Raw genomic sequence first — 10,465 nt, forward strand, 5'->3', positions numbered from 1 at the left:
ATGAGCACGGATTCAGACGCCGATACGGAAACCGACGCCGATGTGAAAGACCAACTCGCCCGCGAACGGCTCATTGATCTCGCGAGCGAGTTTTATGACCAGTTCGCCGACGGGAGCGTCCCGGAGATGGAGATCCCGACCCGGACGAAGAGCAACATTGTCTTCGACGAGAATAAAAATGTCTGGGTGTATGGGGATCGAACATCGAACCGGTCGGCCAACAGCGTTCGCGGGGCACAGAAGCTGCTGAAGGCGATCTATACGATCGAGTTCCTGTCCGACCAACTCGAACAGGGCCGCTCCTCGACGTTGCGGGAGCTGTATTACCTCTCTGAATCGTGGGACGAGGAGCGCGCCCAGTTCACCGGGCAGGACGAGTCCAACCAACTCGTCGAGGACTTAGAGATCGTCAGCGGCGTCACCCGCGAGGACTTCCACATGCGCCCCGAGGAATCCGGCGCGACGATCATGGGGCCGTTGTACCTGCGCGAGCAGACTCGACGCGGCGAACGGGAAATCCACTGCCAGAAGGATGTCGGTGAGGGGGGCTACCAGATACCGAATAACCCCGACACGATCGAGTTCCTCGATCACGACGCCGACTTCGTGCTGTGCGTCGAGACCGGCGGAATGCGCGATCGGCTCGTCGAAAACGGCTTTGATGAGGAGTACAACGTCATCGTCGTCCATCTGAAGGGCCAGCCGGCGCGGGCAACCCGTCGGATCACGAGGCGGCTCAACGACGAACTCGACCTGCCGACTGTCGTCTTCTGTGACGGCGACCCGTGGTCCTACCGGATCTACGCCTCTGTCTCGTACGGCTCGATCAAATCGGCACATCTCTCGGAGTACCTGGCGACGCCCGAAGCGGAGTATATCGGCATTCAGCCTGTCGACATCGTCAACTACGAACTTCCCACCGATCCACTCAGTGACTCCGATATTAACGCCTTAGAGAGCGAACTCGAAGACCCGCGGTTCCAAAGCGACTACTGGACCGAACAGATCGAGCTCCAACTGGATATCGGAAAGAAGGCCGAACAGCAGGCGCTCGCCTCTCGGGGGCTGGATTTCGTCACCGAGACGTACCTGCCCGAGCGGCTCGACGAGATGGACGTATTATAACCTGTATTTGCATTATATTCTGCAGGCCGTATTCACTCGGTGTCGAGTCCGAGCGCGTTCGGGACGTCCGCCAGCGAGTCGACGACGTAATCAGGTTGAACGTCACTCGAAGCAACGTCCCCGTCCGTCGCGACCCCGGTCCGGACCAACACGGTCGTCATTCCCGCCCGTTCACCGAGTTCGACATCGGTATTCAGACGGTCGCCGACGACGAAACACCGCTCGGCCCGGCAGCCGAGCGCGTCCAGGGCGGCTCGGCGAGCCTCCGAGGAGGGCTTGCCGAGCATCCGCTCGGGGTCGCGATCCAGCGGGCCACCAACAGCGTTGACGATCGCCCCCGACCCAGGGGCCATCCCCTCAGCCGCCGGGATCAGCCGGTCGGGATCGGTGCCATAGAACGTCGCCCCCGCCTGTAGTGCTTCGTAGCCAGCCACCATGTCGTCGTACTCGAATTCCCGCGTCCACGAGGCGACGAGAACGTTCGCGTCGGTCGGGTCCGTCGCGAGATCGATGTCGGCAGCCTCGAACTGCACCCGGAGACCGTCGTCCCCGATCAAGAAGACGGCGTCGTCGGCGTGCTCGGCGGCTAGATACCGCGTCGTGACGGTGCCGGCTGAGAGGATCGCCCCCGGGTCGACATCGAGTCCGAACCCGTCGAGGCGCTCGGCGTACGCTTCGCGGGACTTGGTCGGGTTGTTGGAGAAGAGCAACGGCTCGATCCCAGCCTCTCGGAGCCGTTCGATTGCCCCGACCGCGCCGGGGATGAGCTCCTCGCCGCGGTAGACAGTCCCGTCGAGATCCAACACCGCACCCTCGTAGTTCATGTCCGCGGTAGGTGTCGGATCGACTTAAGCGTCCGTTCGCTCGCGGTCGAGGATTCGGCGCTCGCCGTCGGAGTCGTCGTTCTCGTATTTATATAACGTGCCCGCGACCTCGTCGGTCGTCGCGTTGTGCGAGCCGTCACAGAGCAATCCGTCGTCGGAGAGGCCACACCGACAGATGTAGAGCTTCCCGTCGTCGCCGAGGTCGTCGGCGTCGAACACCGTCGGGCCGTCCGCGTCGTGTCTGACTTCGCGTGCCATACCGTCCGATCTGTCGGCCGCCAACAAAACGGTGCCGCCGATCACGCCGGGTCGACCGGCGCGTCGTCGAGTTCCGCTTCGATCGACCGGAGTCGTTCGCGGCGTCGATCGCTTCGCCGCCGTTGTACTGCGGTCTGGAGCCGGTCGGCGACTGTCTCACGGAGGTTGTCGGCCCGGTCCGCGTCGATGTCGAGCGCGCGCGGTTGCCTGTTCGTCAGCCCGCTCGACCCGGCAGTGTCGACGACGAGGGAGGCGAGTCCGCGCCGCCGTTGGAATACTGTCTGTGAGTCGAGCACGGTCTGGACCCGGTAATACGGGACGACCGCCGTTGTCCGGGTCCAAAAGCCCTCTCGGAGCACGACATAGCCGGGTTGGACATCGTACCCGAGGTTCAGCCACTTAAGATGGGCGCCGACGAGCGCCAGCGGCAATAGCGCCAACGCCACGTACCACGCGAAGGTGAGCCCCGTATAACGGTCGGCCGCGAACGCGGCCGCGACCGCGAGCGCCGCCACAATGCTGTATCGGACGGCGTATCGCTCCCGGGCACGCTTCGGTGGCCGTTCGAACTCGATCCCCTCGAACGCCTCGATGGACCGCGCGAGGTCGACCACCCGGCCGCGTTCGGCCAGTGGAATCGCCGACTGCGAGCCCTCGTCGTTCGCCGCGTAGCCGGCGGTTTCGACCGCCAGTGAGGCGTATCCGAGTCGCCGGGCAATAAAGTTCTCTGAGATCCGTAGCGTCTGTATCTTCCCGAGCGGAATCGTTCCGCTGAAGCGCTGCAAGAGCCCTCGCTCGTAGAGGAGTTCGTCGTTCTGTCTGGCGAGACGGAACCCATAATAACTGGTCAGCGCGATGGCGCCGCTTATCAGGGCCGCGATGCCGACGACGGCGACGGCGGCGAGCGGCGCCGTCACGGCTAAGCCGACAAGCGGGTCGGCGAACCGCTCGCGAAGCGACGGCGATATCACCGACAACAGGACGGTGACGATCGACAACAGCCGGAGGTCGAGTCCGACGACCCCCAACAAGACGAGCTCCTTTCTGGTGACCGCGAACAGTTCCCGTTCGGGCTCGGGGTCGCCCGTCTCCGTCGACACCGCTCCCCGTTTCAGCCGCCCGATCTCCGACTGGAGCCGCTTTGCCTCCTCGAAGCCCACATAACGGAGCGAAGCCTCGGTCGAGGAGCCGCCGGCGGTTTCGAGATTTATCTGTGCGATCCCGAGCGCGCGCTGAACGACGTTGCGGCTGATGTCGACGTTTTGAACCCGGCCGATCGGGATCTCACGGTTGCGCCGCGAGACGACGCCGGAGGCGATATCCAGCGTATCGTCCGAGAGTTCGTACTCGAAGCGCTGGTAGTAGACCAACTGGTAGGCGAGCGCGACCACGAACCACCCGACGACGGCCACGCCGATTCCCGAGGCTCCGCCCAGCGCGGGCGACCCGACGAGGGCGAACACGAGCACCCACGCGAGTCTGACGACCGACTCGCCAGCCCGGAACGGGATCGAGAGCGGATCGAGCTTCATCAGACTGCGTCTTCACCCTCGGCGGCAATGGCGAGGTGTTTCAGCCGGGTCTGGAGGTCGTCGGCCCGCTCGGGCGTCAGACCGGGGATCGAGACGTCGGCACCGCGCGACCCGGCCGTGTAGACGACCGTCGTTGCGAGCCCGAACACACGCTCGACGGGGCCGCGACGGGTGTCGACGTGTTGGATCCTGACGTACGGCGCGACGGTGTTGACGCGGGTGAGCACGCCGCGTTTGAGATACAGCGAGTCGTCGCGTACTTGATACATCCAGATGCGGTATTTGAGAAGTGAAAAGAGGACCCCGAGGGCGGCGACAACGACGAACACGACGGCACCGACCCAGGGGCCGCCCGGAGAAATGACGGAAAACGCGACCCCAGCGATGATACTCAAAACCGCCGCTGATATTGCTGATTGGATTATCCACACGCCCTGTATGGCTGGCTCAAGCGTTTGGGGATCCCCGGTCAGTGCCTCGACATCTGGCACCGCGGTTTCGGGGGTCGACGCGTTCTCCACACGCCGTATCGCCGGCGTGGTCTCCTCGCCGAACGGGGTTGAATCTACCCAATCGCTGTCCGTGTCGTCCATTAATCAATGGTGGGGGCGCGACGTATTTAGTAGGCCGTGTCGACCACGATAGTGAGAGCCCATATCATGATAAACCGTCAGCGCCGACCCGGCGGAGCCGTCCTGCGGTGACGTTGATGGGAGCCGCGGCGTGCATGATCGGGTCCCCCTCGGGCTGGTCGAATCCGTTGGCGCGAAACAGCGTGTTCGCGCGGAACCGAGCCCACGCCGGCGCGAGTCGCCACGGCTCGTGCTCAATGTCGCCGCAGTAGATCCGACCGCTGTCGTCAGCGGTATAAAAACGGTAGCGTTCGGTGAGAAACGCTTCGATCGATCCCGGCTCCGGCTCGGAAAACGTTCCGTCAGGGCCGTACGTCGCCCCGAAGTGCGCAGACGGCACGTCCCGCGTCAGCCGGCGACTTCTAAAAGAGACCTCGCGGGAGCGCCCCTCACCGCGCGTCCCAACGGTCATCGACGCGCGGTAGTAGGGAAGCCGAAACAGCGACCGCGCGAGGCGGACGCCGACCCGGTCGTCCGCGTCGAGGTTAAAAAAGTAGACGCCGGGACGCCCATCGACCGTGACGTAGGTCCGGAGATTCAATTCGGCGAAGGAGAGCCCCACCGGCGAACCCCTGGGCCGGATGTCGTCCATGACGAACGGAACAACCCCGAGGTAGGCGTCGCCACTACGGGTGTCGACCGAGAGGCCGTCCGGAAGGGCTCGACCGACCGTCTCGGGGTCGACAGGCCAGTGGGCGAACAGCAGATCCTGCCACCGCATCGACAAAAGCGATCGCATAGGTGTGTTTAGGCCTATAGCCGCCTCGGGGTGTCGGTTCCGGAAGGGACCCCCGCGAGCCGGGAGCTATCAGGTCGCCGCGCTGGGCGATGGCTTATGCGATTCGACCGATCGTACTCGCACATAGAGTTCACCGTCACCCGCGGCGACATCGTCGACCAGTCCGCCGACGCGCTCGTCAACGCGGCCGGAACGAGCCGTGAGATGGGATCGGGCGTCGTCGGCGCGCTCCGCCGGGCGGCCGGACGTGGACTCAACCGCGAGGCCGTCGAGAAGAGGCCGACCGAACTCGCCGAGGCCGCGGTTACCGACGCCTACGCCATTGACGCCGACTACGTCGTCCATGCGGCCGCGATGCCACACTATGACGACGGGAAGGCGACGGCGACGAGCATCCGCGAGGCGACCGACGACTACGAGCCGAAGACGCCCTCGGAGGTCCGGTTCATCGCCTACGGTGATTCGGAGTTCGAAACCGTCCGGGCGGTGATAGCGGAGTTTCGTGACAGGGTTTAAAAGGTATCAGAGAGGCGCGAGCGTCACTCCGCCGCGCCGTCACCGTCGTCCTCGAGTTTCGGCGGGAGGCCGAGGTGCTTGACCCCAGTCCGTTCCTCGACATCGAAGCGGTAGAGGCCGGTGTTTTCGGTGGCCATCGCGCGCCTGAGGAGGTCGGGACGCGTCGTTTCCATCGCCTCACGGACGGTCTCGGCTTCGCTCTCGGGGACCCGGCTAATCGTTCCGGCGAGTAGGACACTCCGCCAATTGAACGGGGTCTCCATCCTGTAAGCGAGGAACCGAGCGGCGTTCGCCCGGTCGCTTAGTTCGGCTTTTCGGCTCTCCTCACCGACGACGTAGACGAAATGAAGCGCCGAGTTGCCGTCAAAATGAAACGACAGTGGGCGCATGATCGGCGCTCCGTCCGTCGGAAGCGCTAGAACTCCCGTTCCCTGGTTTGAAAGCAGTTGGTCGATCTCGTCGGCATCCATTCGCTCCGTGCCGTAGGCCTCGAGTTCGTCGATGGTCATACGTCGTTGTTCAATTCAAAAGCACATAACCCGAGCGCCGGTTCTCAACCAGCGGGACGCCGTGCCCGAGACGTCAAATGGCCCGAAGCGCGCGCACCGACGGTCAGTCGTGGCCGGACACCGGAACCGGCTCGTAGGGTTCCTCGAGGTACTCGATATCCGACCCGGAGAGATCGATTTCGAGCGCCTCGACGGCGTCCTCCAGGTGTTCGATCTTCGAGGCACCGACGATCGGCGCGTCGACCCACTCCTTGTGAAGCAGCCACGCCAGCGCGATCTGGGCCATCGAGACCCCCCGGTCGGCCGCCAGTTCCTCGACGCGTTCGTTGATCTCTCGGCCGCCGTTGTCGGCGTAGGGGTGTTCTTGGGCGTAATCGTCGGTTTCGGCGCGCTTCGTCGACATATACTCTTCGTGCGGGCGGGTGAGATACCCCCGCGCCATCGGACTCCAAGGGACGACGCCGAGGCCCTCGCGTTCGCACAGCGGCAGGGTCTCGCGTTCCTCCTCTCTGTACGCGAGATTGTAGTGATTTTGCATCGTCGCGAACCGCTCGAGACCGAGTCGGTCGCTCGTGTGCAGCGCCTCGGCGAGTTGGTAGGCCCACATCGAGGATGCCCCGATGTGGCGGACCTGCCCGCGGCGGACGGTGCCGGTGAGCGCCCGGAGCGTCTCCTCGATCGGCGTGTCGTAGTCCCACCGGTGGATCTGATAGAGGTCGACGGTGTCCATCCCGAGCCGATCGAGGGAGGCCGACAGCTCCTGTTCGATCGTCTTCCGGGAGAGGCCACCGGAGTTCGGGTCGTCCTCGCGCATCGGGAAAAAAACCTTCGTCGCGACCACGGACTCCTCGCGGTACCCCTCCAAGGCATCGCCGAGAATCCGCTCGCTCTCGCCGCGGGAGTACATGTTTGCCGTATCGAAGAAGTTGATCCCCAACTCGCGGGCGCGTTCGACGAGTTCGTGGCCGAACGCCTCGTCTCTGACCCACCCGCGCCACTCCGGATCGCCGAAACTCATACAGCCGAGACAGAGACGCGAAACCTCGATGCCGGTCGAGCCGAGCGTGGTGTACTCCATGCCGGTGACAGCGCCGGCGGGATAAAAAAGCTACCCGAGCGCCTCGGCGTCGACACCGCCGACCCACCGGCGGAACGCGACGACGACGACAACGGCGACAAGGATGTACCCGGCGAGGTGGGCGTACGTGCCGATCGTCGGGCTGTCGATCGCAAAGCGCGCGACCGTCGTCGCCGGGTGTTCGGGCAGCAGTGCCGCAGCAGAGAACGCGGTTAACATCCCGAACGAGTACGTCAACTGCGCCCGCTGGCGGACGGGAATGGCGATGGCGAGCCCGGCGGCGAAGGCGACCGCGAGCGCCGACAGCGCCGTCGCGATCGCCAGTATCGGCGCCACGTTTTCCACCGGGATATCGTTCATCGACAGCAGCGCGATCCACAGCCCAACCTGAAGCGGCGTCAGCGCAGCCATCACCCCCGCCTTGCCGTCGACGATGTCCAGCAGCGACGCGGGGGTCACACGGAGCAGCGCCAAGGTTCCGCGCTCGACCTCCTCGGTCAACGAGTCGACGACGACGGCCCCCCCGATGAACACGGGGAGGAAGACGAGCGTGGGTACGAGCACCGTATAGGGGAACCCGAAGTAGGGGCTGGCGTCGACCGAGGGCGGGATCGGCAACGGATCGTTCGTGAGATACGCCGCCCGATCCGCGCGCTCGCTCCGCTCGAGCGCTTCGAGGGCCGCCCGCACCTGCACGACGATGAACGTCTTCCGAACGCTCGCTTGCGGAGCCTCGACGCGTACCGCCGTTCGATCTTCAATGCGTTCGGCGTGGGCGGTCGCTCCTACCCGGTTTGCGTCGAAAGCGGCCCTCGCGGCGTCGCGGTCGTCGTAGCGCCTGATATCGAGGCCGTCGACCTCAGCCGCGGCAGCGACGAGCGTGTCGGCCTCCTCGCCAGTCACGCCGACGACGACATCGCCGCCCGCGGCCCCAGGCTCGTACAGCGACGTAAGCCCGACGACAAGGAACGAAGAGAAGCCAGCGATGACGATTTGGATGAGCAACGCGAGGACGATCGTCTTCTCTCGGGAGAGTGATCGGAACTCCCGGCCCGCGATGGTCGTTTTAGACAATGGTGTTCACCACCGCAACGTTGTAGACGAGATGAACCAAGACGGCGGTACAAAGGCCAATGATGAAGAAACGACGGCCGCGCGCAGCGCCGACGGCCGTCAGGCTCGCCGTGACGACGTGGAGAACGAGCGGCGAGAGCGCCAACGCCGCGACGAGGACCGGGTCACCCGTCCCGAGACCGGTCTGGAAGGCGGCGTCGGCGACGGCGAGTCCGGGCAGGCCAACGAACTGGATGGCGAGTGTCAGCTTCTCGGCCAGGAAGAAGCCGATCCCGGAGGCCGTCCCGGCGGCGAGTGCGACTGCAAGTGTCCGGTCGTACCGGGTGTGGACGTAGCCCGCGTAGATCGGCAATCCCTTTGCAAGTTCCTCAACCACGGCGACCGTGCCGAATATCAGCGGGATCGAGAGCGCTACCGGCAGCGCGAACAGGACGGCGACGGTCAGCAACTCTGCGACGAAGACGAACGGGACCAACAGGACGACAGCGACTGCGACACCCCGTGGCCGGTGAATGCGCCCCGCAATCGCATCTAATGCCTTTAGATGGACCGGTCGCTGGGTGAACAGGTCCTCTTCGCGGTAGATCCCGAGCCCCAGGAGAAAGCAGATACCGGCGACGAGCGTCGGCGGGCCGACCGAAAAGGCGACTTCCCCGGCCGAGACTCCCACCCCCGTGAGATCCTTGATCGCAAGGGTCAGCGGCGAGACGAACGCCACTTGGCTCGTCTCGGCGAAGATAGCGGGGACGAACGCGTATGTCGTCAGCGTCGTGGTTATCGTCACCGTGAGGAAGGTCAGCTCCTTGAACGACCGGGCGAACATCGCCGCGAGGAACGTGGTGCCGAGGAACAGAAGCGCCAGCGGCGTGACCGCGAGCACGGACAGCGGCCCCCCGCCACCGCCGAGCAGCCACAGACCACCGACGATACCCGTCGTGATCCCGAGCGCAGCCGCGAGGTACGGGAGCGTCTTTCCAGCGACGATCTCGCTACGACTGATCGGCGCGACAAGCAGCAGCTCGCCGCGCCGGTCAAGACGCTCGGCGAGCATCGAACTCCCGTAGGCCTGCACGAGGAAATTCAACGGCAACACGAACAGGAAGGCGAGGACAAGTGACTGGAAGGGAAACGGCGGCTGGATGTCGGAGGGCGAACCGGTCGTCGCCGCCGTCCCGAAGAGGTCGAACGCCCCGAGCGATGGCGCGCCGGCGGGGCCACCCGCACCTGTGTCCGCTCCAGTATCGAGCCCCGACTCAGCGTCCGATACGTCCGAACTCGATCCGCTGTCGGCCGCGCGACTCTGTGATCCGCCGCCGGAGCCATCAGCCGCTTCGACGTCTGTCGTCGATCCGACCCCGGATGAAGCGACGGTCCCTGCCCGTTCGCGCTCGAGAAAGCGGATAGCCACGCTTACCGGGAAGGCGGCGGTCCGGTTGTCCTCCGTCCGCATGACCGCGTCGTTGTACCCCGAGACCGTTCCCCGGAGCGCCGACAGCGCCGCGAGGCTCTTTTCGGTGGGTTCGCCGTCGACGACGGCGACGTATATCTCGGTCCGGCCGGCCCGTTCCTCGATGTAGAGGTCAAGCTGGCCGTTGCCATCGAACCCGCCTACGACGACACCCTCGGTTCCTGTGGGGCTGGCGGTTCCGGTCCGGATGTTCCTGGAATCTGTCTCGACAGCCGCGAACGTCGGGTCCGCCTCAACCGGATCGTGATACCCTGCGTCCTCGGAGACGCCAACGCGGTAGATCCCATCCTCGAGGGCGACGCCGCCGGCAATGGCAACCGTCCCGATCGCGAGTACGAACGCGACGGCGGCGATGACGACCGCGATCGCCCCGCGATCGATCCCGCCGACCCCCTTCGTCGACTCCCAACGTGCGATTCGGAGAAGCGTTCTCGGGCGCATCAGCCCTCCATCGTCTCCGGCGCGGTCCGTCCGTCCGATGCCGCGACGTCGAGAAAGAGCCCCTCAAGGCTGGGTTCGACCGTCCGGACATCGTCGAGTGCCCCGCCACGTTCGATCGCGTCCGCCCGGACAGCTTCGAGCGCTTCCATGTCGTCGACGACACGCCGATAGCGATCGCCCTCGGCGGTCGCACCGGGGACCTCAACCGTGGTGAAGACGTGATACGTCGTCTCGCCGTAACGCTCTCTGAGTTCCGAGAGCGGCCCCTT

Annotated in this window: 11 protein-coding genes and 1 pseudogene; 2 read left to right on the forward strand and 10 right to left on the reverse strand. The window is 65.0% G+C overall.

The genetic code is table 11. The features are described 5' to 3' along the window. Nucleotides 1–1,125: a DNA topoisomerase IV subunit A gene (locus tag ACI944_RS01570; protein ID WP_411717310.1), complete on the forward strand. Its 1,125-nt coding sequence runs from the start codon at nucleotides 1–3 to the stop codon at nucleotides 1,123–1,125. Between the two features lie 32 nt (nucleotides 1,126–1,157). Here the strand turns inward: ACI944_RS01570 and ACI944_RS01575 are convergent, their stop codons facing one another. From ACI944_RS01575 to ACI944_RS01595, 5 genes are all read right to left on the reverse strand, one after another. Then, nucleotides 1,158–1,949: an HAD-IIA family hydrolase gene (locus ACI944_RS01575; protein ID WP_411717311.1), complete on the reverse strand. Its 792-nt coding sequence runs from the start codon at nucleotides 1,947–1,949 to the stop codon at nucleotides 1,158–1,160. Between the two features lie 24 nt (nucleotides 1,950–1,973). Next, the gene (locus ACI944_RS01580; RefSeq protein ID WP_411717312.1) at nucleotides 1,974–2,207 is read right to left on the reverse strand and encodes a CDGSH iron-sulfur domain-containing protein; all 234 of its coding nucleotides are present in this window, start codon (nucleotides 2,205–2,207) and stop codon (nucleotides 1,974–1,976) included. Nucleotides 2,208–2,248: 41 nt separating this feature from the next. Beyond that, nucleotides 2,249–3,739 (reverse strand): PH domain-containing protein, encoded by a 1,491-nt coding sequence (locus ACI944_RS01585; protein WP_411717313.1) that lies wholly within the window; start codon nucleotides 3,737–3,739, stop codon nucleotides 2,249–2,251. Continuing rightward, nucleotides 3,739–4,332 (reverse strand): PH domain-containing protein, encoded by a 594-nt coding sequence (locus ACI944_RS01590; RefSeq protein WP_411717314.1) that lies wholly within the window; start codon nucleotides 4,330–4,332, stop codon nucleotides 3,739–3,741. The genes ACI944_RS01585 and ACI944_RS01590 overlap by 1 nt, the downstream gene beginning before the upstream one ends. A 64-nt stretch (nucleotides 4,333–4,396) precedes the next feature. Beyond that, entirely contained in the window at nucleotides 4,397–5,110 is a 714-nt protein-coding gene (locus tag ACI944_RS01595; RefSeq protein ID WP_411717315.1) for a YqjF family protein, read from the reverse strand. Between the two features lie 123 nt (nucleotides 5,111–5,233). On the opposite strand from ACI944_RS01595, the gene ACI944_RS01600 reads away from it, so the two are divergent. After that, nucleotides 5,234–5,626: a macro domain-containing protein gene (locus tag ACI944_RS01600; protein WP_411717321.1), complete on the forward strand. Its 393-nt coding sequence runs from the start codon at nucleotides 5,234–5,236 to the stop codon at nucleotides 5,624–5,626. 23 nt (nucleotides 5,627–5,649) lie between these two features. Here the strand turns inward: ACI944_RS01600 and ACI944_RS01605 are convergent, their stop codons facing one another. The 5 genes and pseudogenes from ACI944_RS01605 to ACI944_RS01625 all read right to left on the reverse strand — a co-directional run. Beyond that, the gene (locus ACI944_RS01605; protein WP_411717316.1) at nucleotides 5,650–6,135 is read right to left on the reverse strand and encodes a pyridoxamine 5'-phosphate oxidase family protein; all 486 of its coding nucleotides are present in this window, start codon (nucleotides 6,133–6,135) and stop codon (nucleotides 5,650–5,652) included. 103 nt (nucleotides 6,136–6,238) lie between these two features. Beyond that, the gene (locus ACI944_RS01610) at nucleotides 6,239–7,213 is read right to left on the reverse strand and encodes an aldo/keto reductase (protein ID WP_411717317.1); all 975 of its coding nucleotides are present in this window, start codon (nucleotides 7,211–7,213) and stop codon (nucleotides 6,239–6,241) included. A 30-nt stretch (nucleotides 7,214–7,243) separates the two neighbouring features. Beyond that, nucleotides 7,244–8,287, reverse strand: coding sequence for an ABC transporter permease (locus ACI944_RS01615; RefSeq protein ID WP_411717318.1), 1,044 nt, complete (start codon nucleotides 8,285–8,287; stop codon nucleotides 7,244–7,246). Beyond that, nucleotides 8,280–10,196, reverse strand: a complete 1,917-nt coding sequence (locus ACI944_RS01620; protein ID WP_411717319.1) for a PrsW family intramembrane metalloprotease — start codon at nucleotides 10,194–10,196, stop codon at nucleotides 8,280–8,282. The genes ACI944_RS01615 and ACI944_RS01620 overlap by 8 nt, the downstream gene beginning before the upstream one ends. Beyond that, nucleotides 10,196–10,465: pseudogene (locus ACI944_RS01625) on the reverse strand (ABC transporter ATP-binding protein); the annotation flags it as partial. The pseudogene ACI944_RS01625 and the gene ACI944_RS01620, both read right to left, overlap by 1 nt.

The organism is Natronomonas sp., assembly GCF_046710025.1.
Classification (GTDB): Archaea; Halobacteriota; Halobacteria; order Halobacteriales; family Haloarculaceae; genus Natronomonas.

Coding starts and splice junctions, on each gene's coding strand:
- ACI944_RS01620 (WP_411717319.1), bottom strand. CDS start 10,196: ATGCGCCCGAGAACGCTTCTCCGAATCGCACGTTGGGAGTCGACGAAG.
- ACI944_RS01595 (WP_411717315.1), bottom strand. CDS start 5,110: ATGCGATCGCTTTTGTCGATGCGGTGGCAGGATCTGCTGTTCGCCCAC.
- ACI944_RS01575 (WP_411717311.1), bottom strand. CDS start 1,949: ATGAACTACGAGGGTGCGGTGTTGGATCTCGACGGGACTGTCTACCGC.
- ACI944_RS01570 (WP_411717310.1), top strand. CDS start 1: ATGAGCACGGATTCAGACGCCGATACGGAAACCGACGCCGATGTGAAA.
- ACI944_RS01605 (WP_411717316.1), bottom strand. CDS start 6,135: ATGACCATCGACGAACTCGAGGCCTACGGCACGGAGCGAATGGATGCC.
- ACI944_RS01585 (WP_411717313.1), bottom strand. CDS start 3,739: ATGAAGCTCGATCCGCTCTCGATCCCGTTCCGGGCTGGCGAGTCGGTC.
- ACI944_RS01610 (WP_411717317.1), bottom strand. CDS start 7,213: ATGGAGTACACCACGCTCGGCTCGACCGGCATCGAGGTTTCGCGTCTC.
- ACI944_RS01580 (WP_411717312.1), bottom strand. CDS start 2,207: ATGGCACGCGAAGTCAGACACGACGCGGACGGCCCGACGGTGTTCGAC.
- ACI944_RS01590 (WP_411717314.1), bottom strand. CDS start 4,332: ATGGACGACACGGACAGCGATTGGGTAGATTCAACCCCGTTCGGCGAG.